21 protein-coding genes and 1 pseudogene are annotated in these 22,645 nt (G+C 60.4%); 7 read left to right on the top strand and 15 right to left on the bottom strand.

Going from position 1 to position 22,645, the window contains the following annotated elements:
- Positions 1-7 precede the first annotated feature (7 nt).
- The 10 genes and pseudogenes from ACXWUF_RS04310 to ACXWUF_RS04265 form a co-directional block, all read right to left on the bottom strand.
- Entirely contained in the window at positions 8-1,663 is a 1,656-nt protein-coding gene (locus ACXWUF_RS04310; RefSeq protein WP_458493429.1) for an SbcC/MukB-like Walker B domain-containing protein, read from the bottom strand.
- The gene (locus ACXWUF_RS04305; RefSeq protein ID WP_458493428.1) at positions 1,593-1,826 is read right to left on the bottom strand and encodes an ATP-binding protein; all 234 of its coding nucleotides are present in this window, start codon (positions 1,824-1,826) and stop codon (positions 1,593-1,595) included. Before ACXWUF_RS04305 ends, ACXWUF_RS04310 begins: the two co-directional genes overlap by 71 nt.
- A gap of 133 nt (positions 1,827-1,959) precedes the next feature.
- Complete coding sequence (locus ACXWUF_RS04300) at positions 1,960-2,577, bottom strand: DUF4194 domain-containing protein (protein ID WP_458493427.1); 618 nt, start codon at positions 2,575-2,577, stop codon at positions 1,960-1,962.
- A 308-nt stretch (positions 2,578-2,885) separates the two neighbouring features.
- A pseudogene (locus tag ACXWUF_RS04295) lies at positions 2,886-4,345 on the bottom strand (DUF3375 domain-containing protein).
- Between the two features lie 89 nt (positions 4,346-4,434).
- Positions 4,435-4,860, bottom strand: coding sequence for a universal stress protein (locus ACXWUF_RS04290; RefSeq protein WP_458493426.1), 426 nt, complete (start codon positions 4,858-4,860; stop codon positions 4,435-4,437).
- Positions 4,861-4,884: 24 nt separating this feature from the next.
- Positions 4,885-5,622 carry a TerC family protein gene (locus tag ACXWUF_RS04285; protein ID WP_458493425.1) on the bottom strand — a complete coding sequence of 246 codons (738 nt, stop codon included), beginning with the start codon at positions 5,620-5,622 and terminating at the stop codon, positions 4,885-4,887.
- Between the two features lie 223 nt (positions 5,623-5,845).
- Positions 5,846-6,493: a hypothetical protein gene (locus tag ACXWUF_RS04280; protein WP_458493424.1), complete on the bottom strand. Its 648-nt coding sequence runs from the start codon at positions 6,491-6,493 to the stop codon at positions 5,846-5,848.
- A gap of 163 nt (positions 6,494-6,656) precedes the next feature.
- Complete coding sequence (locus ACXWUF_RS04275) at positions 6,657-7,169, bottom strand: WbuC family cupin fold metalloprotein (RefSeq protein WP_458493423.1); 513 nt, start codon at positions 7,167-7,169, stop codon at positions 6,657-6,659.
- A gap of 37 nt (positions 7,170-7,206) precedes the next feature.
- Positions 7,207-8,004, bottom strand: coding sequence for a M90 family metallopeptidase (locus tag ACXWUF_RS04270; protein ID WP_458497012.1), 798 nt, complete (start codon positions 8,002-8,004; stop codon positions 7,207-7,209).
- A gap of 2 nt (positions 8,005-8,006) precedes the next feature.
- Complete coding sequence (locus tag ACXWUF_RS04265) at positions 8,007-8,900, bottom strand: isoaspartyl peptidase/L-asparaginase (RefSeq protein WP_458493421.1); 894 nt, start codon at positions 8,898-8,900, stop codon at positions 8,007-8,009.
- A 145-nt stretch (positions 8,901-9,045) separates the two neighbouring features.
- Here ACXWUF_RS04265 and ACXWUF_RS04260 point away from each other — a divergent pair, with 145 nt between their 5' ends.
- A complete protein-coding gene (locus ACXWUF_RS04260; RefSeq protein ID WP_458493420.1) occupies positions 9,046-9,228 on the top strand; it encodes a hypothetical protein in 183 nt (60 codons plus the stop codon).
- A 170-nt stretch (positions 9,229-9,398) separates the two neighbouring features.
- Here the strand turns inward: ACXWUF_RS04260 and ACXWUF_RS04255 are convergent, their stop codons facing one another.
- Positions 9,399-9,725, bottom strand: coding sequence for a P-II family nitrogen regulator (locus tag ACXWUF_RS04255; protein WP_458493419.1), 327 nt, complete (start codon positions 9,723-9,725; stop codon positions 9,399-9,401).
- Positions 9,726-10,154: 429 nt separating this feature from the next.
- Here ACXWUF_RS04255 and ACXWUF_RS04250 point away from each other — a divergent pair, with 429 nt between their 5' ends.
- The 3 genes from ACXWUF_RS04250 (at position 10,155) to ACXWUF_RS04240 (ending at position 12,565) form a co-directional block, all read left to right on the top strand.
- On the top strand, positions 10,155-11,042 hold the full coding sequence (locus ACXWUF_RS04250; protein WP_458493418.1) for an RICIN domain-containing protein: 888 nt from the start codon (positions 10,155-10,157) through the stop codon (positions 11,040-11,042).
- A gap of 221 nt (positions 11,043-11,263) precedes the next feature.
- A complete protein-coding gene (locus ACXWUF_RS04245; RefSeq protein WP_458493417.1) occupies positions 11,264-12,160 on the top strand; it encodes a hypothetical protein in 897 nt (298 codons plus the stop codon).
- 81 nt (positions 12,161-12,241) lie between these two features.
- The gene (locus tag ACXWUF_RS04240) at positions 12,242-12,565 is read left to right on the top strand and encodes a CZB domain-containing protein (RefSeq protein WP_458493416.1); all 324 of its coding nucleotides are present in this window, start codon (positions 12,242-12,244) and stop codon (positions 12,563-12,565) included.
- Between the two features lie 84 nt (positions 12,566-12,649).
- On the opposite strand, the gene ACXWUF_RS04235 is transcribed toward ACXWUF_RS04240, so the two are convergent.
- Both ACXWUF_RS04235 and cysQ read right to left on the bottom strand, forming a co-directional pair.
- Positions 12,650-13,078 carry a rhodanese-like domain-containing protein gene (locus ACXWUF_RS04235; RefSeq protein WP_458493415.1) on the bottom strand — a complete coding sequence of 143 codons (429 nt, stop codon included), beginning with the start codon at positions 13,076-13,078 and terminating at the stop codon, positions 12,650-12,652.
- Between the two features lie 449 nt (positions 13,079-13,527).
- Positions 13,528-14,349, bottom strand: coding sequence for a 3'(2'),5'-bisphosphate nucleotidase CysQ (gene cysQ / locus ACXWUF_RS04230; RefSeq protein WP_458493414.1), 822 nt, complete (start codon positions 14,347-14,349; stop codon positions 13,528-13,530).
- A gap of 92 nt (positions 14,350-14,441) precedes the next feature.
- Here cysQ and yrfG point away from each other — a divergent pair, with 92 nt between their 5' ends.
- From yrfG to rho, 3 genes are all read left to right on the top strand, one after another.
- Positions 14,442-15,092: a GMP/IMP nucleotidase gene (gene yrfG, locus ACXWUF_RS04225; protein WP_458493413.1), complete on the top strand. Its 651-nt coding sequence runs from the start codon at positions 14,442-14,444 to the stop codon at positions 15,090-15,092.
- Between the two features lie 222 nt (positions 15,093-15,314).
- Entirely contained in the window at positions 15,315-15,641 is a 327-nt protein-coding gene (gene trxA / locus ACXWUF_RS04220) for a thioredoxin TrxA (protein ID WP_458493412.1), read from the top strand.
- A gap of 195 nt (positions 15,642-15,836) precedes the next feature.
- On the top strand, positions 15,837-17,093 hold the full coding sequence (gene rho / locus ACXWUF_RS04215) for a transcription termination factor Rho (protein WP_458493411.1): 1,257 nt from the start codon (positions 15,837-15,839) through the stop codon (positions 17,091-17,093).
- Positions 17,094-17,312: 219 nt separating this feature from the next.
- On the opposite strand, the gene ACXWUF_RS04210 is transcribed toward rho, so the two are convergent.
- Both ACXWUF_RS04210 and ACXWUF_RS04205 read right to left on the bottom strand, forming a co-directional pair.
- A complete protein-coding gene (locus ACXWUF_RS04210) occupies positions 17,313-17,870 on the bottom strand; it encodes a recombinase family protein (RefSeq protein WP_458493410.1) in 558 nt (185 codons plus the stop codon).
- A 305-nt stretch (positions 17,871-18,175) separates the two neighbouring features.
- Positions 18,176-22,645: DEAD/DEAH box helicase (locus tag ACXWUF_RS04205; RefSeq protein WP_458493409.1), on the bottom strand; the 4,470-nt coding region annotated here is incomplete at its 5' end.

Below are 22,645 nucleotides of genomic sequence, written 5' to 3'. Positions count from 1 at the left end.
GCTCGCTTCACATCGCTCCATGCCTCGCAGCGGCAGGTTCAGTTGGGAGAACAGCTTCAAGCCGTACTGCGCCGATTCGTCCGAGCCGCGCCCGAACGCCTCGTCGATGACCACGAAACGGAACGAGCGGGACCGCACCCGCCCCCCATTCCAGGCCGAATTGGTAGGCCAAGCTGGCCGCCAGGATGGTGTAGGCCAGCTTCTCCTTCTGCCCGCCGGACTTGCCGCCCGAGTCGGAATAATGCTCGTGTTCCTTGTCGTCCTCGCGCCAGCGCTCGCTGGCGGCGAACACGAACCAGTGACGCACGTCCGTCACCTTGGCGGTCCAGTGGCGGTCCTGTTCGGATTGCCCCTCGCGGCCCCGGAACCGCTCGATGATGGCCCGCACTTGCAGCAACTCGCCCGCATAGGGCATGTCGTCCTCCGGCAGGTTCAGCGCCTTGCACAGGGCGGCCCGCATGGCGACCTGTTCGGCGGGGATGTTGCTGCGGCGGGCCTTGAGGCTGGCGATTTCCGCCATCAGCGCGGCGTGTTCCTGCTTGCCCTGGCGCAGGTTGACGCCGTGTTCCGTCAGCCGGTTCTGCAACTCCGCGTCCCGGCCCCGCCGTGCCTCCGCCAATTCGCCGAAGCGCCGCCGCTTGGTGAGGAACGCCGGTTCGTCGCAGGCGGGGATTTCGCCGATGGCGCCGACCAGTTCGGCGTGGCGCTTGGCCCGGCGCTGGCGGATGTCCCGCTCCTGCTCCTGCTTGCGGATGTCCAGGGCCAGCCGTTCCAGCCGGTCGCCGCCGTTCTCGGCGATGGCGCGGCGCAGCTCGTCGTTGGCCGCCCGCTGGCCGTCGCGGCGCTCTTCCAGGCGCTTGATCTGGGCGTCCTGGCGGGTCCAATCCTCGGCCAGTCCGGCGAGGCACTTGTCCAGCAGGGCCAGTTTCAGCCCGGCGAAATGGGGCCGCAGCGCGTCCCGGCAGCCGCGCAGTTCATCCACCTGGGCGGTCAGTTCGGCGTGGCGCTGGCTGTCCGCCACCAGGGGCGACAGCAATTCCACCTGCCGCTTGGCCTTCAGCACCGCCTCGTGGGCGCGGTTGAGGTCGTCGAAATGGCCGATGAGGGCGGTGATGCGCGAGGCCACGTCGAAGGGTTCCAGCATGTGGCCGCGCACGAAATCGGTCAGGTTGCCCGCCGACTTCATGGACACGGTTTGATGGAACAATTCCAGCGCCTGCTCATGCTCGATGCCGAAGCGGCGGCGGAACCAGGCGCCGTAGGGCGGGAAGCTGTCGAACACTTCGGCCTTCTGGTTGCGGAGGCGCTTCCGCAACTGGGCGATGTCCGGGCCGAACTGGGTGAAATCGGCGGCGATGGACAGCGCCCGCTCCGCCCCGACGAAGCAGCGGGTCGGCTGGCCTTGCGCGTCCTTGATCCAGAACACCTGGGCCAGGCTCACCGTCTGGTTATAGCCCGCGTTGTGGAACACGCCGAGGATCACCGAATAGCCGGTGTGGTCGCGTAGCGCCACTGGCTTGGCGGAACCGCTGGCCTCGCTGCGTTCGGACTTGTAATGGCCCAGCAAGTAGGAGCGGAGGCTCCGCTCCTTGCTATCGGCCCCGGCGGCCTTGTTGTAGGCGACGCGATTGGCGGGCACCAGCAGGGTGGTCACGGCGTCCACCAGGGTCGCCGGTGAGGAGGGCGTTGCGGCCAGCGGCTCGGAGCGTCCACACCCGCCCGTCGAAGGTGCCCCAGTTCAAGACTTCCAGCCGGTGCAGGCGGAAGCCGGTGAGGGCGTCGTCGGCGACGAAATCCAGGTCTAGGCGTTGTTGTTGTTCGGTCATGTGCGCCAATTTCCGTTTGCGTGAGGGAACGAGCGGGTAAAAAGCCGTGGGAGTGGGCTTTAGCCCACGACTGACGGGGCTTAACGTGGGCTAAAGCCCACTCCCACAGGTTTTTTCGTAAGTCCCGATGAATTTATTCATCCCCACCTCCCTCCAACTGCGCCAAATACTCCCCCAGCCGCGCATCGAATTCCGCTAGCCATTGGGCATCGACAAACGCCTTCAAAATCCGCCGCACCTCGTAGCGGGCGGTGTCGCCCGATCCGGTCTTGAGTTTGCGCAGGAAACCCAATTCGACGATTTTGTTGATGTGGGTCTCGATCTGGTCGATGAGCCGGGCCTCGTTGCTGCGCTCGGGCAGGAACACCCGGACCAGTTCCACGATGTCCTCGCGGGCCAGCACCAGCCGGGTGTCGCCGCCGTCCGCGTCGAATTCCGCGAGCTTCCGGCGCAGCAGGGCCAGCAGCAGGCTGACGGGGAACGACAGCGGACGCCGGGCCACCAGGCGTGGCAGCTTGGCGGCGGCCTCGTCGGCGTCCGGGCGGGAGCGCAGGAAGGCGTAGCCCTCCGCCTCGTCCAGCACCAGTTCCAGGCCCAGCACCGCCACGTAGTCGCGGACCCTGGCTTGCAGGTTGAGCAGGGAGTTCCAGAGGCCACCGTCGGTTTCGCGGTAGATCACGCCCTTGAGCAGGTGGATAAGCAGCGCCGAGAGGTCGGGGCTGGCGGTGATGTCGGGGATGGGTTCGGGCATCCTTGGGGTTTGGGTTGGTTGGTTTGTGTTGATTCATGCGGTTCCCAAGCGCTGGCTTGGGAACCCGGTCTTGCAAGCTCTGCTTGCCGTGGCGCGGGAAGTGTTGAGCGGCGCATCACCGCCATTAAGTTAAGCGGCTTCGGAATCCGTTGCCGTTCGCTGAGCGGAGTCGAAGCGAATGGCGGCGTACTCCGAAGCCGCTTGTTCCGGCTCCGTTGGCTTCGACTCCGCTCAGCCAACGGAGCCGGAACAAGCGGAACTATCACTAACTTAATGGCAGTGAAGCTGGAGCTTGGGAACGAGCAATCCTAACGCGGCCTCAAAAAAATCATCCGAGGCAGCCTTGCCTGCTTCATGGCCTGCGCTCCATCCGGTCCCTCGCCACGCCAGCGGATGATTTCCTCCGCCTCCTCGTCCACCACCGCCCTGAAGCTCTCCCCGCCAATCTGCAAATAGGCCACCAACTCCGCCAGTCCGTGCCGCAGGGGCCGCGCTTCGCACAGTTCCCGCAGCGTCACTTGGCTGCGCTCCCGCAGGGCATGGCGGATGTGGCGGGTCAGTTCGGTCTTGTCGATCACCACCTGGGAGAACAGCGCCGAGGCGTCCACCTCGCCGTCGTCCGTCGTCAGCGTTAGGTCGGCGATGGCGGGCTTGAGGGCCGGGGTGTACAGCGGCCTTTCCATGGGCAGTTCGATGGCGGCGGCGGTGTCGGCGATGCCCATCACCTCGCCGGGGGGCGGCGTTTCCCGCAGCTTCAGCGCCTTGGCCTCCAGCCCGTGCAGGATGTCCATGATGCGGCGGTTCTCCAGCCAGGCCTGGTCGTCCAGGAAGCGCCGCAACTGGCGGCTCAGTTCGGCCACGGTGCGCTGGGTGTGTTCGCCGGCTTCCAGCCAGTCATAGTGGACCCGCCGGGTGCGGGCGTCGGGCCGCAGTTCGGCGACCGGGGACAGGGCCAGCACGCGCTCCAACAGTTGGGTCAATTCGTCCTGGCGGCGGCTGGACATGAGGAAATCCCAGAAGGCCCGGAAGCTCTTGCCCTGGTCGGAATCGGCGATGGCGTCGCGCTCGCCCATGATTTCCTCCAGCAGGGCGCCCTTGGCCCCTTCCCACAGGGCGATGCGTTCCCGCACCCGCCGGTCCAGGGCGCGGAAGTTGTGTTCCACCTCGCGGAAGTCGGTCAGTAGGTCGCGGGCCATCGCCGTGAATTGCTGGAAGCGGTCCTTGAGGGCGGTATCGTCCAGCAGGGCCATGTTGCCGGATTGCACGCGGGCGATTTCGGCGTCGATCTCGTCGCGGCGCTCGCGCAGTTCGGCCAAGCGGGCTTGCGGGTCGGTTTCGCTGCCCTCGTTCATCTGCTTGAGTAGTTCGAACAGCGTCAGCAGCCGCGATTCGGTGCCCACGAAGCTGCGTTCGGTGAGGGAACCCAGCCAGGCGATGACCTTCTCGGTGGCCGGGGTCAGGTCGAATTGCGGTTCGTCCGAACCCTGCCGGTAGAACTTGCGCAGCCAGCCTTTCTCGGGTCTGGCCCAGTCGTTGAGGTAGTCCAGCGCCGATTTGGGAAACGCCCCCGCGCCCAGCCGTTGGCGCAGGCCGTAAAGCTCGTCTTCCAGCGCTTCCGCCAAGTCCGCCTGGTCCATCACCCGCTGGTTGGGACGATGAACACCCGGTGCAGGAAGCTCGCCACCAGCGGCGCGTGGTCCGAGCGCAACAGCCGCCAAGCGGGGTGGCCTTGGCGCAGCAGGTCGAGGGTGGCGAAGTCGAGGCTCATGGCGGGGGAGGGGAGGGGAGGGGAGGGCGGGACTTGAAATGAAGGCCTGCGGCGATGCCCTCCTTGAGGGTTCATGGCCGCTTCGCGCCTTATTTCACCAGCACCACCGGCGCGTCCGCCAGTTGCAGAACCTCCGACACCACCGAACCCAGCAGCCGCGCCGCGATGGAATCCAGGCCACGGGCGCCCATGATGATCTCGTCGCAGTCCTTTTCCAGCGCGTATTGAGCAATGACCTCGGCGGGGTCGCCCAGGCCGATGTGGAACTGATATTCGACGCCCGCGCCGTCCAGCTTCGCACGCGCCGCCTCCAAGGCTTTGAGGCCCTCGTCGTGGTGGTAATCGCGGATTTGGGCGCCGTCCAGGAACATGCCCACTTCCCCGTGCAAGGGGTGCTGAACATTGAGCAGATGAATCTCCACCGGCCCCTTGAGCCAGCCGGTCTTCGTTATCAGGTGGTCGGCCACGCGGAGGGAATTCTCCGAACCGTCCACCGGAACCAGGATTTTAAGCATGGGCGTTCTCCTTGAGGCCGGGCGTTAATGGGGTTTGTTGGATTTGGGCTGATCTTCCTCGTCGGCGAGGTCCACCAAGCCCTGCGGCGCGAGCGCCAGCTTGCGTTGCGCCAGCCATTTCCCGGCGATGACCACCAGCGCCGCGCCGCCGAGCGGAATGAGTTGATGTTGCCAACCGGATTCGGGCAGGTTCAGGGCGGGGTCGGTCACCAGCATTTCGCCGGACACATAGCCCAGCAGGGCCGCGCCCAGGGTGATGATGATGGGGTAGCGGTCCATGAGCTTCAGGATGAGGGTGCTGCCGAAAATCACCAGGGGGATGCTGATGCCCAACCCCAGGATCAACAGCAGGTTGTCGCCATCCGCCGCCGCCGCCACGGCGATGACGTTGTCCAGGCTCATCACCAAGTCCGCCAGCAGAATGGTGCGGATGGCCGCCATGAGGTTGTCGTGGCTTTCGAGTCCATGGCCGTCCTCGTTTTCCGGCAACAGCAGTTGCAGCGCGATCCAGAATAATAGGACGCTGCCGACCAGTTTCAGGTAGGGCAGGCGCAGCATTTCCACGGCGACGATGGTCAGGATCACCCGCATGACAATGGCGGCGATGGAACCCCACAACACCGCCAGTTTGCGCTGGGCTTCGGGCAGGGAGCGGGCCGCGAGGGCGATGACCACGGCGTTGTCGCCGGACAGGATGATGTTGACGACGATGATTTGGCCGAGGCCGACCCAGAATTGCGGGTCCATGACTGATGCGGGCATCCGGTGTTCTCTTGGCTATGGCGGATTCAAGCAGCCGGGCGGGAGGGGGGCCGACTGCGCGTGTGGGGGTGCCCGTCGCCGTGGCCGGTACGAGGCGGCGCGATTTTAGCAGGATGTGCGGGGCGAATGGTGGGCGTAGCCTTGTAGGTCGGGCTTCAGCCCGATCTGGGCTAAGCCAGGGCCGGGCTAAAGCCCGGCCTACCGCGTTCAAAAAGGCTTGGCTTTATCGCCTGACGGGTATCTTTTCCGGCGTGGTGACTTTGATGGAGGTCACGTCCAGATACCGCGCCAACACGGTATCGCCCGGCTTCATGGCGTCCAGCCCCTTGACCTCGGGACCGGCGGTGACGGTGGTGGTGTTGCCTTTCGATCCTTGGAAGGTCACTTTGCGGCGGTCGGGGTCGATGGCGGCGACGGTGGCGGTGATCTCAAGCATTTTGACCAGCCCCCCGGCGGCTCTCTTGCCCTTGCTGGCCTTGCGGCCCCGCTTGTCCGGCGCGACATCTTGCCCGACCGGCCTGCCATCGGGATCGACGACGATCATGTCCATCGCTTCCACGAACTCCACCTTAACATCGTCGCTCGCCTGGACTTGCGTGAAATTCTGAACCTCCGGCCCGCAGCTCACCCTGGCCGTCCTGTCGTCGGGAAGTTTTAGGGTGAGGGTCCGCTTGCTCGGGTTTATTGCTTGCACCCAGGCGCTCACGACCAGCGATTGCGCGTGAACCGGATCGGTTTGTGCCTCTGTCGTCTGTTCACCCGCCGTCTTTTTGGGCGGGACTGGTTTTTTGGAAGCGCAGCCGAATAACAGGGAACCCGCCAGCAGTGCGATGGAACCGTTAAGCAGCAGTGTCTTGATGGGGAGATTCATGCAGTCTTTTTTTGTTGGTTAGTGGTGGGGAAGCGGGTCGGGAGGGCGAGACTCATTTTGCGTGGCGGGGCGGTCGGGCAAGAAGCCGGACCCGCTGGCTGCGGCAAATCCTAATGCCTACCCCCCGGCTTGCCAACGCATGGCGGCGGGCTGGCGGGGAAATTCAGTGGGCAAGGATTGGATAAGGCGGCGCGTGGTTGCCGGTTTGGGCGGTCTCGTACCAAGTCACGAAGCCTTCGCAAGCCGGGTCTCCCTCGGGCGGTGCCCAGGCGGCGAAGTCCTTGTCATCCAGCGCCGAATAGGGGCCGGGCTTCGCCTCGAACAGGATGGTTTCCGGGGCGAGGGCGACGGCGGCGTGCCAAGCGTGGGCGGGAATCTCGACGGCGACGGGACCGCCGACGGCGCTCAGGTCGACCCGTTCCCGCACCGCGCCCTGGTCGTCGAAGGTCAGGATGGCGAAAGCCCCGCGCACCGCCAGCATGAGTTCCCAGCCATCCGCCCGGGCGTGGCGGTGCGGGCGGACGTAGGTGCCCGGCTCCATCGCATTGAACAAGCGTTGAACCGGGTCTTCTAGGGCGGGGTGGAGGTTGAGATTCCGCCGCAAGCGGGGCGAGGCACCGGCCTCGCGGCTCAGGGTGTGGAGCTGCCTGTCGCTGATGATTTTGAGTTCGGTCATCGTGGTTCTCCATGGATGGGTTGCGGTGGGGCAGGGGCTAGGTCGCGGGCTGAGGCCCGCTCCCACCTTCCCCGCGCTCCGCTGGGTCTTGCCGGTAGAACGCCGCCAGCAGTTCATACACCGCCGGGTATTCCGCCTTCACCAGTTCTGGTAGTTCAAAGAAATACTCGCTCAGCACCGCGAAAAACTCCCCCGGCTCCTCGGCGGCATAGGGGTCGATTCGCGTGTCCTCGCCCCGGTCCAGGCGGGCGTTCATGTCCTCAAAGGCGGCACTGAACGCGGTTGTCCAGTCCCGCCGCTTGAGTGCTTTGGGCAGGGGCGGAAGGCCATCCGGGGGACCGTCGAGCATGTCCAGCTTGTGGGCCATTTCGTGGATGACCACGTTGTAGCCGTCGCCCAGGCCGGAAGCCTCCACATCGGCCCAGGACAGGACGACCGGGCCGCGTTCCCAGGATTCGCCGCTCAACACGTCCTCCCATTCGTGCATCACGCCGATGTCGTCGAACTGCGAGCGCGGGCGGACGAATTCGCCGGGATAGACCACCACGGTGCGCCAGCCGTCGTACCAGCCGAAATCCAGCCCGAGGATGGGCAGGCAGGCGAGGGCGGCGATGCGGGTGCGGATGGCGTCGTTCAGGACCATGCCCCCGGCGGCTTCGAAAATCTTGTCGCGCAGGAACAGCGCGGCGAGTCGGCGCAGCCGCTCGATGTCGTCCCCGCCGAGTCCATCGAACACCGGCAGGTCGGCGGTGGCTTCGATCCAGGCCGCTTCCGGGAGTGGCGGCGGCTCGGAGAAAAGGCTCGGCTTCAGCCGTCGGAACAAGCGGGAAAACATGCTCAGCCCAAGAGGGGTGCCTGCCGGTTGGCGCTCATGGCGGCGCAGACCATGGCGGGCGTGGTGTGGCACATGGCCCAGGCGCCGCGCCGGTCGATGGCGATCCAGCCGTATTCGCGCTTCCGATCCACGGCTTCGCGGTAGGTGCGCTCAGATGCTTTGACAATGGACAGGCCATCCCGCACACGGGTTTCCAGACGCACCGCCAAGCCGTCGTCCACGATCTGTTCGCCGACGCCGGTGCAACTGATGGCGGCGAAACCGGAGGCGTAATTACCGGCCACGGTGGCCGAGTCGGAAATGCGTTCCGGCGTGTTGAAGCGCCCACCGCCCGTGGACGTGGCCGCCGCTAGGCGACCCGCCGCGTCCAAGACCACCGCGCCCACCGTGCCGGAGCCGCCGCCGGGTTTGGCTTGCCGAGCCAGATAGTCGGCCCACTTTATCGCCCGTTCGTCGGAGGCCGGGTTCTCCGGCGGAATGCCCAATTCGCGGGCCAACAGTTGCGCGCCCAACGGGCCAAGCACCGACTCTTCCCGATCCTGCAAGGCCAGCGCTAGTTGGCTGGGATGTATTAAATGGGTCGCCAGCAGCACGCCGGAGAACCGCTGCCGCGCCCCGTCCATCAGCGACGCCGACAACCGCGCCAGCCCATCGCTTTGCAGGGCCGCGCCATAGCCCGCGTTGAACAAGGGCGAGGCTTCCAGCCGCTCGACGATGGCCGTGACCGCCTCCACCGCCCCTTGCCCGGCGGCGATGTCCCGCCAAGCGGTTTCCGCCAGCGTGCGCAGGAAGTCCGTGCGCCTCTCTCGCGCTCTGGGGTGGGGTTCCACGGAGCCAGCGCCGCCGTGGATCAGCATCACCGGGGAACGGGCGATTTCGGAAAACAGGGTGTTCATGGGGCGGTGTCGATGTGGATTCGGATGTGGCTGGCGGGGTGTGTCGCGGGAAACATTCGGTGGCTGGATTGTCTACAATCGCCGGGAATGGGCTTCCGACCAGGAGGCTAGAAATAAACCGCATATCTTCACAAGGGGAAAACCGATGCTTGGCCTGCTCAATTATTTTGCCCTGTTTTTGGTGTCCGTGTTCGGCATCGTCGTATTGGACGACGATCCCACCGGCGTGTCGCCGCAGGAATGGATTTTCTTCGCCATCATGCTGTATTCGGCGGTGTCGATCTTTCGGTGGCTCCGGGATTACCTCAAGAACAGCGGACTTTATTGAGGTTAAGGCCCGTGATCTCGGCCTCAGCCGACGCTAGACCGGCTGAGGCCGGGACTGCGAGCGATAAGGAAGAAATCCTTTTTTGATCCGCCCTCTCCCGGTGGGAGAGGGAGTAATAAGAGGATCCCGCCGCGTGCGTCATGGCCGCGCAGGGTCAGATAAGCAGCGATTTAAACCACTTCCCCGCCCCGCTTCCCCGTCCGAATCTTCCCCCACGCCAACACTTCCGTCACATACAGCCTTCCGTCCCCCGCCCGCCCGGTATGGGCATGTTTCATAATGGTCGCGACGATGGTTTCCGCCAACTCATCCGGGGCGAAAATTTCCAGGCGCTTTTTCGTCGCGAACTGGGTAAAGCCGCGACCGGCCTCGATCCGTTCCCGGCCAAAGCCCTGGCAATCGCTCAAGCTCATTCCGGGAAAATCCGGTATCTCGTCGAAAGCCTCCACCAAGCGGTCGAGGACATGGGGTTGGATGTAGGCGCGTATTTCTTTCATGGGGGAATTCCGAGAAGGGGGTTGATTCAGCATGGGATTTTGCTTCGACGTAATGGTATAGCAGATGACCACGGCGGAGAGCTTGACGGCTTCCAAGCCAACGCCGATCGTCGGGCATCAGCCGGTCTCGCGAACTCGTTGCCATCCTTCCGGCGTTACGCCTCATCCTTAGCCATGCAACACATAGCCTGCCGTCACGAAACGCCATGGAACAGGCGTGATTCCCTCTGACAAAGCAAAGGAGTACGCTATGTTAGCCCGCATAATCAGGATGCAGCACAATTGAATATAGGGTGATTGCTTCACGAAATATCCCTGTTTCACTGCGCTGCATACGGGCCACATCAATATTAGATTCCGCTTTCCCATAGCCGCAGGCGGGGTCTAATTGCTTAACTCTGCGGCCAGTTCACAAAAAAGAGAATCAATATGAGCATAGATCCCAGACAGCCCCTAGTAAGAGTCCGTATCAAAAACGTAAAAAGCGGACGCTATCTAAGCCTCGAAGGGGGACCCTCCAATTGGAGGAATGACGATACCAGTTTGAGTATCAAAGATTGGCTTGGATCCGATGTAAAAACACTGGAAAGCCCCCAGGTTTGGAATATTATCCAGTACCGCGAATCGTCCTGGATAATACTGAATCAGCATAGTATGCATATCGCCTGCATTCGTGGCCGCGAAACCGGAAATGGCGCCACGGCCATTCAATATCATACCCAGGGGTTCTCCTTCCAAGAATGGCGCTTTAACCCCCTGCAAAACGGCCATTGGCTTATCCAGAATATTAACTCTGGCAGGTATCTCGGCCCCCAAGGTCGGGAAACAAGAAACGACCATTTCTGCATTCAATATGACGACCAAACCCGTGAGGACAACTATCAGGAATGGACGTTTGAACTCTGCACGCCCGACGGCTTCCCGGAAGGGCAGGGCAAGCGCCGAAATGCCGCCACCCACCCCGTCCCTCATGTCGTCCACCGGGCCGCGCCGAAAGGCCCGATTCCAGATGGCCTGAAAGTGGCCGCCATCTCCGGCCCAAATAGCCTTGAACCCACCCATACCAGCCCCGCGCTGGTCATCGGCAGCTTCGCGCTCTGGCCATTCAGCTACCTGGACAACCGCGTCAGCTTCGGCATGGTGATGTACGACCCGCATAAGCAAGTCCTTAAGCAAGTGGAAAAGCCCGGCGCCCGCTATGTCTACAAGATCACCGTGAATGCAGCCGATCAGTCGGTGACGTTCTGGGGGCAGGGCAACCAGTCGGTGACGATGACGCTGGCTGAAATTAATCAAATGATGCTGAACGCATCATAGCCTTCCCCCCACGGCCCCATGCTCACCCATGGGGCTTTCCCTGGCCTTGCCCCGGAGCGTTAACTCGCCAATCCCGTCGGGTTCATCCCTCACCCAAACAGAGGCGACCATACATCCTGGCGGGTTCAGATAAGATGGGTCCAGTCGCCTAAACCCACCTCCCCACCACGATGAATCCATTACCACGCACCAAGCCATTCCCGACGGTATTAATTCTAGCCATGGCCAACGCCGCGCACGGCGGATCCACGGTCTGGTATACCCTCAAGGACGCGCCACTCTCCGATAGTTTTTACATCGCCCCCAAAAACCACGACAAAACCCTCTACGGCCCGGTTGGCAATGCCACAGGCCCGCGCGCCCATTGGCTGATCGCGCAGTGGAATATCCCCGCCGAATTACCGCAAGGGTCGTCCACCACGCCGGGTGGCTGGACCACCCAAAACCCCCATGCCCAAGTATCCGTAGATCGGGGCAAAGCCGGGGATTCCAAGGTGAAACTTACCCAAAAGGGCGAGGCGCTGGCCTGCGGGGTGGAATTCGATGTGTTTGTTTCCCCCATCGACCGATTCACTTATCCTGGGTATCCCGAGGCGTTGTTATCCCCGGCTAGCGCGGACAATCGGCCCTTGGGCGGCTTGAATTCGCTAACCCTGGAATTCGACGCGGCTGAACTGGAAGAAACCGTGACGGCCCGTTGCGGGAAATCCGGCAAGGTGGATTATGGGTATATCGTGGCGGGCATTGTGGTGGGCAATCACCGGGCCGGGCAGGTTTTGTATTATCAGATACTACTGCGGGATACCCGCGCCAGCATTTATCAGCACGCCTGTGATAGCGGCACCATACCCTGGTGGTGGTCGGGTCCGGTTAATTATGGCATCAACGACACCATCGCCGCGTATAAGTCGGCCTGCCTGGCGCCCGGCGTGGAGAATCATTATAGGCTGGGCCTATTGGAGCGCCTGAAACAGCATATTCACGCCGCCCCCGCCTCACTGAATAAGGATTTATCACAGTGGAGAATCACTGGGCTGTATGTCGGCATTGGCGTGGAGGGATCGGTTACACTAAAGGCGGCGCTCGGCGGAATTAAGCTATATGGCGAGGCCCCCTGATCTCATCCTCGCCATAGTCTCCCGCCGACCGGCCACGAGGCTTTGCTTACGACATAAATCATCACAAAAACGAGGTGTGCCATGGGTTTCAGACAATTGCGGGCGGTGATCGACGGGACATCCGAGGAAACCTTGCTGCCCGAGGCGGTGTCGCGGGATGACCAATGTGTGCTGGGCAAATGGATACACGGTACGGGCAGCGAACAGTTTGGCCATGACCATCAATTCAGTCGCTTGAAGCACCAGCACGCCCATTTCCATGTCTGCGCGGGCCGCGTGCTGACCCTGGCCCAAACCGGCCAAACGGAAGCCGCCCTCAAGGAGCTTAATAAGGGCCATTACGCGAAGGCGTCCATGAAGATCGTGCAAGACCTCGCGCAAATGTATAACCGCCTCAAGCCGTAGCCGATTCCCATCGCCCGGCCATTCCGGTAGCTTTGCCGCAATGGCCGGGCGGCGCTCCACTCTCCCCATGATAAGGAACGCCGCTTAACAGGCCCGGCAGTCTTCCCGTCGCTGCAAGGGCTTGCTCTGTGAACTCCAGCCCTTTATCCCGTTCTCTAACTGATAAACCTTGGGGTAGCCCGCCTCGTTCACCAGCATCTTGCCCACCGTGGCGCTGCGATGGCCGGAACGGCACACCAAAATGACCGGCTGCTCGGGCGAGGCCAGCAAGGGCTTTAGCCGCTTGAGCCAGGCGTCCTTGTCATAGCCGCCATTGGCGTCGAAATAGGTCAGCCCCTTGCTGCCGGGAATCAGGCCGCCCTTATCCCATTCCTCCGGGGTGCGCACATCCACCACCAAGGCGCCTTGGGCCTGCATGGCTTGCAATTGGTCCGGGGTCAGATTCACCACGTCGCGGGCGCAGGCCACCAGGCTGGACATCAGCAAAACCAACGTGAGCGTGATCTTCTTCATAAATGGAGTCCTGTAAGGTCTATCAATGGATCGGATTTTTTCGACTTATAACCGGCTGTTTATAAAGCGGTTTTTATGGGCTTCATGGAGATTCGCAAATTCCCCTTGCTGATTTTGTAGGAATCGCTGTTATAATAATCTCGTCTTCTAGGTGACGAAACGGACATTGAACCTAAGCTTGATGCCCCCAAGCTTCAAGAACCGCGAAAACAGGATGTTTCGGGCGATTCACCAGCGTCCGTCGCATACCCACCTATGTGGGAGCAATCCCGGCTGTGATTTCCCCCCCCATCCGATCACACCGGGGTTTGCTCCCGCACCATTCCACGAGATTCCCGCCAGCCTTCAGGACTCATCAGTCCCGCGTCGCGCTTCCCCTCGTGTTCTGTCGCCTCGCCCCCAATCAGCGTCCATATCAGCGCTAGCGCATCCCCGCGCGCCCGAACTATTTATTCCTCGACAATACCCGCCGCGTAGCGGCACCAATCGCGGGAATGATCGCCATAAACCAGGAAGTACGGGTTGAGGATGGATTCCTTGGCGTTGTAGCGCAATGGCTGGCCGGACAGATCGACCACCTTGCCGCCCGCCTCTTTCACCACCGTGTGAGCCGCCGCCGTATCCCATTCCGAGGTCAAGCCGATGCGGGGATACAAATCAGCGGCGCCCTCCGCCACCAGGCACAGCTTCAACGAGCTGCCGATGGACACCAACTCGTGTTCGCCCAAGCGGCTGAGATAAAGCCCCAAGTCCACGGTGCCGTGGGACCGACTGCCAACCACGCGCACGGTCGAGGGCGCACTCGGACAAACCTCGATGTTCTCCGGCTCGGCCTCGCCCACTTGCCGGAACGCCCCGCAGCCCTCCGACGCGAAATAGCACAAATCCTTGGCCGGAGCATACACAACGCCCAACACCGGCTCGTTTCGGTGAATCAAGGCCACATTGACGGTGAACTCGCCATTGCGCTTGATGAACTCCTTGGTGCCGTCCAAGGGGTCAATCAGCCAATAGGTTTCCCACTCGGCGCGTTCCGCGAAGGTCAGGCCCGTGGACTCCTCCGATAGCACTGGGTGCCTGGGATGCAGGGCCGAGAGACCCTCCACCAGACAGTGGTGGGACGCCAAGTCGGCGGCGGTGAGTGGCGAGTGGTCGTCCTTGAGTCCCACCCTGAAATCGGATTGGTAAATCTCCATGATGCGTCGGCCCGCCTCTTTGGCTAGGGCCAGCACCGGCTCCAGAAAATGCGAAGGCTCGGTTCGAAGGGGCATGGTTTGAAATCCTTGGCCGCTGCTCACTGGAAATGATGTAAATAAGGGAAAATGAAGTTTTGGTTTGGTTATTAACGGCGGAATCATATCCCATGATGGAATGGCGAAACATTAGCAGCGTATTTCTGGATATGGACGGTACATTGCTGGACCTCAATTTCGATAACCACTTCTGGCGGGAATTCGTGCCGCAGCGCTATGCGGAACAGCACGGCATCACCCCGGAAGAAGCCAAGACCCGCTTGATTCCGCGCTTCCGGGCCACGGAGGGGCGGCTCGAATGGTATTGCTTGGACTACTGGAGCGAGCAGTTGAACCTGGACATCGCTGGCATGAAGACCGAAATCGCCGGTTTGATTGCCGTCCTGCCCCATGTCACCGAATTCCTGGATTACGTGCGCCGCCTGGACAAGCGGCTGGTCCTCGTGACCAACGCCCATCCCAAGAGCCTCGGCCTGAAGATGGAGCGGACTTGCCTCAACGCCCTGTTCGACCACATCGTCAGCTCCCACAGCCTTGGCCACCCCAAGGAAAACCCGGCGTTCTGGGGGTTGCTGCGCGGCGTCGAACCCTTCGATCCGCAACAAACCCTCATGGTGGACGACAGCCTCTCCGTGCTGCGTTCCGCCCGCCAATACGGCATCGCTCACTTGGTCGCCATCCGCAAGAACGATTCCCGCCAGCCGTCCCGCGACATCACCGAATTCCCCGCCATTGAGGATTTCCGGGAATTAATGATTTGACCGCCGCCAGGCTTGCCCCGGAACCAAGCCCGCTTGGACGCGGCCTAACCAACATAGCCCAAGGCGTTGGGCGCGGTCGGGGCTTGCTTTTGTCCCTGGATTAAGCTGAAATGAACCCATAATTAGCGAAGGAAAGCTAAGTCTTTATGCCAATCCCCGGCAGCCTTCAAAACCCACCCGAAATCCCCTTCACCCGAATAACCAACAATTGTGGAGACTCCTGTGAGCGCGAGCATTCTTCATGTCACCGACGCTGAATTCGAAGAGAAAGTGTTGAAATCCGACACCCCCGTCCTGCTCGACTTCTGGGCGGAATGGTGTGGTCCCTGCAAAATGATCGCCCCCATTCTGGACGACGTTTCCAAGGACTACGCGGGGCGGTTGACCGTCGCCAAGCTCAACATCGACGACAACCCCGGCACCCCGCAGCGTTACGGCGTGCGCGGCATTCCGACCCTGATCCTGTTCAAGAATGGCGAAGTGGAAGCCACCAAGGTGGGTGCCCTGGCGAAATCCCAGTTAGTCTCTTTCATCGACGCCAACCTTTAAATCCGACACCCCGCCCGTCCAGGGCTTTGCTGGACGGGCACCGGGGGCTGTGCTAATTTTACTCATCCAATCGCCATCTCCCAGCTCGCGCCGCCTCCCGGCCGCTTCCCCCGACTCGCTTCCCTGGCGGGTTCAAAAGCCCTGAACACGATTGGCTGCCCGATACATCCCTTACCCCCAATCTTCTTACCTCTTATGAATCTGACCGACCTCAAGCGTAAACCCGTCTCCGAGCTTATTGAAATCGCCGAATCCCTGGACATTGAAGGCGTGGCACGGACCCGCAAACAGGACTTGATCTTTTCCATTCTGAAAAAGCAGTCCAAGAGCGGCGAAGACATTTACGGCGATGGCGTCCTGGAAATTCTCACCGATGGCTTCGGCTTCCTCCGCTCCGCCGACAGCTCCTTCCTCGCCGGTCCCGATGACATCTACGTCTCCCCCAGTCAGATTCGCCGTTTCAGCCTCCGCACCGGCGACACCATTTCCGGCAAGATCCGCCCCCCCAAGGACAACGAGCGCTATTTCGCGATGCTCAAGGTGGAGCAGATCAACTACGAGCCGCCGGAGAACGCCAAGCACAAGATTCTCTTTTCCAACCTGACGCCGCTGTTCCCCAAGGAACGCCTCGCCCTCGAACTCGGCAACGGCACCACCGAAGACCTCACCGTCCGCGTCATCGACCTGGTGGCCCCCATCGGCAAGGGCCAGCGCGGCCTGATCGTCTCGCCGCCCAAGGCCGGCAAGACCATGATCCTGCAAAACGTCGCCCACTCCATCGCCGAGAAGAATCCCGAGTGCTACCTCATCGTGCTGCTCATCGACGAGCGCCCGGAGGAAGTCACCGAGATGCAGCGCAGCGTGAAGGGCGAAGTGGTTTCAAGCACCTTCGACGAACCCCCGGCCCGACATGTGCAAGTGGCTGAAATGGTGCTGGAAAAGGCCAAGCGCTTGGTCGAACACAAGCGCGACGTGGTGATCCTGCTCGACTCCATCACCCGCCTGGCCCGTGCCTACAACACCGTGATTCCCTCGTCCGGCAAGGTGCTGACCGGCGGCGTGGACGCCAACGCCCTGGAACGCCCCAAGCGCTTCTTCGGCGCGGCCCGCAATATCGAGGAAGGCGGCTCGCTGACCATCATCGCCACCGCCCTGGTCGACACCGGCTCGCGCATGGACGAGGTGATCTACGAGGAGTTCAAAGGCACCGGCAACATGGAATTGCACTTGGAGCGGAAAATCGCCGAGAAGCGCGTTTACCCGGCCATCAATATCAACCGTTCCGGCACCCGCCGCGAGGAATACATCGTCCCCGGCGACGAATTGCAGAAGTGCTGGATACTCCGCAAGATTCTCCAGCCGATGGATGAAATGTCGGCGAGTGAATTCCTCTTGGGCAAGATGAAAGATACCAAGACCAATCAGGAATTCTTCGACATGATGAAAAGATAGGTCTTAACCTACTGAATTAAATCATATTTTCTATAGACGGCCTTTTCATGTAACCACAATGTAAGCTTTCTGCCGTCAGTTTGCGGAAGGTCGCGCCCCGTCCCGCCGACTTGGATTCCAATCCGGCGGGGCTGGTATAGGTGAATTTTTGAGAGTGTTGATTCCCACCCCCAAGCTTCGTCCGTGGCTTGGGGCGGATAGACGCCAGCCCCAGCAGGTTCAGCCGTTCGCGGGACTCTCGCCCAAGAGCCTGTAAACGCTGGCTTTGCTTAGGCTGTATTCGTTCATCAAATCCTTAATAAGCACGCCTTCGGCCCGCTTGGCTTTCATTTCCTCGATTTGATCCGGCGTCAGCTTGGCCTTCCGTCCGAACTCCACGCCCTTTTCCTTGGCCGCTTCAATGCCGTCTAGCTGGCGTTCCTTCCTGATTTCGGTCTCAAACTCGGCGATAGCGGACAGCATGTTGAACATAAGCCGTCCGGTCGGGGTGGTGGTGTCTATGGCTTGGTCGATCACCCGAAGCTCCACGCCCTTCTGTCTAAGTAGGTCGGCGATTTGGGTCAAGTGCAGGGTGGACCGGGCCAGCCTATCAAGCCGGGAAATCACCAGCGTATCCCCGTCCCGCAAGTAATCCAGGCAAGCTTTAAGTTGGGGACGTTCGGCGGTGGTGCCGGTGCGCTTCTCTTGGAAAACCTTGTCGCAGTCCCGCAGTTTTTGAAGCTGAACATCAAGGGATTGCCCGACGCTGCTTACTCTCGCATATCCAACGGTAGCCATGTGTATGCCCTCCTGTGTTGTGTCTCGAAACGTCTAAAATATTGAGAGAACCTCATTATAAGACATTAAAAAAGACACGCAACGGGCTAGGTCTCAAAAAGTATACTTTTTAAGCCATTTGGCATGGGTGCGCTATGGCGCTATGGGGTTCTTCAAAGGGGTGGAATCGCCGGGAGGGCACCAGGGCGCGGGGCAATTTTCGGCGCGGTGTGGCGGTGGCGGGTTGATGCGGAGTTCGGCTTTCCCGGTCCAGTCCCCGGCAACACGCCGGGGATAGGTGGGACCAGGAGGCAGGCCAGAAGCGCCTAAATGTCCAAGCTAGGCAAGCCCCGCACGATCTTCATGGTTTCCAGGCTGACGGTGATGACCCGCATGAACAGTTCCAGCGGGTAGCGCGGGTTGTTCATGGTTTCGATGGCCCAATCATTGGCGTCGTTGACGATGCCGCTGTCCTTGTCGGTCTTGACGCATTGGCGCTCGATCACCCAATCCAGGGCGGGTTTGCCGTTGACCACGTAGTCGTAGGTTTCCAAGGGGATGCCGGTCAGGGTGATCTTGTCGTTGTAGATGAGCGTCGTTAAGTCCTTGTCCTTGCCCTTCTTGCCGTAGCGCATCTTTTCGACGCGGTAGTCAGCGGCGCTGAGGGTTCCGCCCACGGTTTCGATGTTGACCGGGTAGGGTTCGACGGTTTCGTAGTTGAGGTGGAGTTGGGCGAGGCCGCGCCCGGCCTTGGAGAAGGCCCAGAAGTCGGCGGCGCGTTTCACGGCGGGGATGCGGGGCAGTTCTTTGGTGAGGTTGTCGGCGTAGCGGGCGCGGTAGTCGGGCGAGTGCAGAAGGCCGTAAACGTAGTAGAACAGGTCTTCTTTGGTGAGGACTTCATCGGGATAGGCGGCTTGGAAATGGGCTAGCCCTTCATCGGTGATGGCGTCGCGGCGCTGTCTTTCCGGCTTGGCTGGTTCGGCGAATAGGTCGGCGTTTTTTGGGTTATCGGACGGGGATTCTTCGGGAGTATGGTAAAGGTATAGAGGAAAACATTGCTCCCCTCCATCTGGTTGTAACGAAGAAATCTTGTCTGTCATCAGGGCGAGTTGCCCACTGTCTGCCCCCCATCTCGATTTCACGATAATTACCCTGTTCTCATCCATGGAGTTTGGAAAGATATGTGGCATCTGCCCTAGTGAATGATTAAAAATCCGGGAACGATAAAGCCATTGTTTAGTGAATGGCCGATAGAAGCTCTTTGTCAAGCATTGTGTATCCATCTCCCCTTGTCTATTACTTAATAGGCTTTGCTTTAGATTTACCGACCAACTAATTTTTTTGGGGTCAGTGTCAATAAAATTATCAACCTTTTCTGAGCGGATTTTTTTGTCTAGCCCTTCATGGGCAACGCTAAAACGTTTCACCTCTTTATTATAAAAGTCAATCATGCGGCTCATATTGTTTTTTATACTAATTTCGGAGAAGTTATAGCACCACGCATCTCGGTTTGTGACCACTCCTAGAGAGTAATTTTCAAATAACTTGATGGCGTTGCTTTTTTTGTCGCCTAAAACGATAAAGTCATTAAAGCTGTTATCGCGAAGATTTAGCCAATCACCGTGCTGATCGGGAATAATATTTTGCCAACCTCCAATCTCAGTAATTCCAGCAACATTGGAGAAATCGCTGATCCTTTTTAGCTTGTCCTCTCGTTTTAGATAATCGCCAATGTCGTGAAAATAAATTTGGCCTTGCAACGTTGATTTAGGTTTTTTTACCAGCAAGGAAATAGCTATCGGGGCGCGGCTACCACTGCCAAATATTTTTCCGCCCTCCTTGCGGGAAAGTTCACCTGAAGTGCGTTGATTGCCTCGCAAATGGAAAACATAAATGCTAGAAAATTCTTCCGCCAAACACTGCCGCAAACCATCGGTGGTGTTTGATTCCAAAAAACCTGCATTTGTGACAAAGCAGATTACCCCGCTATTGCCGATGCGGTCGCTGGCCCAACGGATTGCGCGAATGTAGCTATCATATAATGTGTTTTTGCTAATAAGCTTGGAGCGTTCTGAATAGGTTTTTCTAATCCGCTTATCCAATTGAGGATACTTAATATTATCATTATTGTCGTTTTCGCTCTTTTGCCCAGCGGAATACGGCGGATTCCCAATAATCACCCGAATATCCAACTCCTTCTGCCGCTTGCGGCGGGCGCTGTTGTGTTCCAGCAGCGCATCCACCAAATCCTCTTTCTCATAAAGCTGGAAAGTATCGGTCAAACAAATCCCCTGGAACGGCTCATATTCCCCGCCCACAATGCCGTGATAAACCGCCTCGATATTGATGGCCGCAATGTAATAGGCCAGCAAAACCAACTCATTGGCGTGGATTTCGTTCTTGTACTTGTACGGCAATTCCTCCGCGCTAATCAGCCCGCTTTGCAATAGCCGGGTGATAAACGTCCCGGTCCCGGTGAAGGGGTCAAGGATATGCACGCCCGGACTCCCCAAGGTTTGGCCGAACTCCGTTTCCAGAATGTGCGCCACGCTGTGGATGATGAAATCCACCACCTCGACCGGCGTGTAGACGATGCCCAAACGCTCGGTCATCTTCGGGAAGGCGTTGCGGAAAAACTTGTCGTACAACTCCACCACGATGCGCTGCTTGCCCGCCGCATTGTCGATGCCCTCGGCCCGTAGCTTCACACTCTCATAGAAGGCTTGTAGCGTGTCCGCCTCCTTCCCCAAATGATGCTCATGCAGCACGTCCAACACCCCCTGCATCGCGATGGACATGGGGTTGTGCTGGGCGAAGCTGTAGCCCTCGAACAGCGCATCAAACACCGGCTTGGTGATGAGGTGCTGGGCCAGCATCTCGATAATCTCGCCCTCGCTGATGCTGTTGTTCAGGTCGTCCCGCAACTCGTGGGCGAAGGCGTCGAAGGCCGTGCGTTCCGCCACATGGGCCGGATTTTCAAGAATCCCGGTGATGCGGTCGATATGGGTGCGGGCAATCTTGGCGATGTCGTTGGCCCAATCCTCCCAGTGATGGCGGTTGCCCACCTTCTGAACCAGCTTGGCGTAAATGGCTTTCTCGATTTCGCCAATCTCGAACTGCAATTCCTCCTGAGCGGGCTGGGTGCGCTTCTGCTCGGGATTGCCGATGGTGAAGCCGTTCCGCCCCGCCTTCTCGTTGCGGGTGCCCTTGGCCTTCTTCTGCCGCTTCTCGATTTTGTCGGTGATGGCGATGACTTCCATCTTGCGGGTGTCCCTGCCGATCAAATCCAGCTTGTTCACCATCGCGTCGAACTTGTCGTCATGGGACCGCAAGGCTTGCAACACCTCCCACACCACGGCGAAGGTCTTGTTGTCGTTCAAGGCCTCGTGCGGCTCCATCCCCGCCGGAATCACCACTGGCAAAATCACATAGCCGCGCTGCTTGCCCGGCGCGTTCCGCATCACCCGCCCCACCGACTGCACCACGTCCACCTGGGAATTGCGCGGCGTCAGGAACAGCACGGCGTCCAGCGCGGGCACGTCCACCCCTTCCGACAGGCACCGCACATTGCTGAGAATGCGGCAGGTGTTCTCAGGCGGCTCGGCCTTCAACCAATCCAGCTTGGTTTCCTTCTCACTGGCGTTCATGCTGCCGTCGATATGCTCGGCCTCGCACTCCAGGAATGACGCCAGCTCGTCGGTTCCGCTGGCTTGATAAGCCTCCACCACGGCCTTGAACATGCGGGCAATCTGCTTGGAACTGACCTTGTGGGTCTTCGCGCCCTTGGAGATTTCGATGACTTGGCAGAACGCCACGGCCCGCCGCATCGCGGCGTCATCGCCGGTCAGTGCCTCCGCCAAGCCCTGCTTGGACAGGGCTTTCCAACAACCGACGATCTTGGCGGCGTCGTCCACCTTGAGTTGGTTGTTCTCGTCCTTGAGCAAGTCTTGCAGGCGGCGGCTGACGTGGGCTTCCTCCACCGACAGCACGATCACCTTGTAATCCACCAGCAGGCTACGCTTCACCGCCTCCGAGAAGGTGATGACGTGCAACTCCCGGCCATACAGGCTTTCATCGTCCATCGAACACAGCACCACATCGCCCTTTTCGGCCTTGGCTTTGGCCGGGGTGCCATAAATGCGCGGCGTGGCGGTCATGTACAGGCGCTTGCGGGCGCGGATGAACGCCGCGTCGTGGACCTTGATGAAGGCGCTTTCGTCGTCCCCGTCGAAAATGGCGCCCGTGGTGCGGTGCGCCTCGTCGCAGATGATGAGGTCGAAATCCGCCAGCCCGTGGTTGTGCTGGGCGCGGCTCACGGACTCGATGGAATGGTAGGTGCTGAACACCACGCTCAAATGCTGGGCGTCGTGGCGCTTCTCCATCTCGAATGCCAAGCGGGCCGCGTGGGTGGTGGCGGGATAGCGAAGCTCATGGGTGAAGGTCTGCACCGTGTCGTCTTCCGCCTTGCGCTTCTTGCCCACGTCGCTATCCGAACACACCGCGAAGCTGTGCAGCGGAACGGCGCTTTCCTGAGTCCACTCGGTCAGGGTTTGCGAAAGCAGCGACAGGCTGGGCACCAGGAACAGCACGCGCCCGCCCGGCCCGGCGAGGACTTCCGCCATCTTCAAGCTGGTGAAGGTCTTGCCGGTGCCGCAGGCCATGATGAGCTTGCCCCGCTCGGCGCTCTCCAAGCCGCGCCGCACCGCGTTGACGGCGTGGGTTTGATGCTCGCGCAGTTGCTTCTTGGGCTTGAGGACGGGCGCGGCCTTGGGCTGGTACTGCGCCCAATCAATTTG

The organism is Methylomagnum sp., assembly GCF_054333355.1.
This window is presented reverse-complemented; position numbering and strand designations above follow the sequence as displayed.

What these genes read in the sequence shown, in the direction of transcription:
- rho (WP_458493411.1), top strand. Translation starts at nt 15,837, where the DNA reads ATGAATCTGACCGACCTCAAGCGTAAACCCGTCTCCGAGCTTATTGAA.
- cysQ (WP_458493414.1), bottom strand. Translation starts at nt 14,349, where the DNA reads ATGCCCCTTCGAACCGAGCCTTCGCATTTTCTGGAGCCGGTGCTGGCC.
- ACXWUF_RS04270 (WP_458497012.1), bottom strand. Translation starts at nt 8,004, where the DNA reads ATGTTTTCCCGCTTGTTCCGACGGCTGAAGCCGAGCCTTTTCTCCGAG.
- ACXWUF_RS04265 (WP_458493421.1), bottom strand. Translation starts at nt 8,900, where the DNA reads ATGAACACCCTGTTTTCCGAAATCGCCCGTTCCCCGGTGATGCTGATC.
- ACXWUF_RS04300 (WP_458493427.1), bottom strand. Translation starts at nt 2,577, where the DNA reads ATGCCCGAACCCATCCCCGACATCACCGCCAGCCCCGACCTCTCGGCG.
- ACXWUF_RS04250 (WP_458493418.1), top strand. Translation starts at nt 10,155, where the DNA reads ATGAGCATAGATCCCAGACAGCCCCTAGTAAGAGTCCGTATCAAAAAC.
- ACXWUF_RS04255 (WP_458493419.1), bottom strand. Translation starts at nt 9,725, where the DNA reads ATGAAAGAAATACGCGCCTACATCCAACCCCATGTCCTCGACCGCTTG.
- ACXWUF_RS04275 (WP_458493423.1), bottom strand. Translation starts at nt 7,169, where the DNA reads ATGACCGAACTCAAAATCATCAGCGACAGGCAGCTCCACACCCTGAGC.
- ACXWUF_RS04240 (WP_458493416.1), top strand. Translation starts at nt 12,242, where the DNA reads ATGGGTTTCAGACAATTGCGGGCGGTGATCGACGGGACATCCGAGGAA.
- ACXWUF_RS04285 (WP_458493425.1), bottom strand. Translation starts at nt 5,622, where the DNA reads ATGCCCGCATCAGTCATGGACCCGCAATTCTGGGTCGGCCTCGGCCAA.
- ACXWUF_RS04245 (WP_458493417.1), top strand. Translation starts at nt 11,264, where the DNA reads ATGGCCAACGCCGCGCACGGCGGATCCACGGTCTGGTATACCCTCAAG.
- ACXWUF_RS04305 (WP_458493428.1), bottom strand. Translation starts at nt 1,826, where the DNA reads ATGACCGAACAACAACAACGCCTAGACCTGGATTTCGTCGCCGACGAC.
- ACXWUF_RS04260 (WP_458493420.1), top strand. Translation starts at nt 9,046, where the DNA reads ATGCTTGGCCTGCTCAATTATTTTGCCCTGTTTTTGGTGTCCGTGTTC.
- ACXWUF_RS04235 (WP_458493415.1), bottom strand. Translation starts at nt 13,078, where the DNA reads ATGAAGAAGATCACGCTCACGTTGGTTTTGCTGATGTCCAGCCTGGTG.
- ACXWUF_RS04210 (WP_458493410.1), bottom strand. Translation starts at nt 17,870, where the DNA reads ATGGCTACCGTTGGATATGCGAGAGTAAGCAGCGTCGGGCAATCCCTT.
- yrfG (WP_458493413.1), top strand. Translation starts at nt 14,442, where the DNA reads ATGATGGAATGGCGAAACATTAGCAGCGTATTTCTGGATATGGACGGT.
- ACXWUF_RS04290 (WP_458493426.1), bottom strand. Translation starts at nt 4,860, where the DNA reads ATGCTTAAAATCCTGGTTCCGGTGGACGGTTCGGAGAATTCCCTCCGC.
- ACXWUF_RS04280 (WP_458493424.1), bottom strand. Translation starts at nt 6,493, where the DNA reads ATGAATCTCCCCATCAAGACACTGCTGCTTAACGGTTCCATCGCACTG.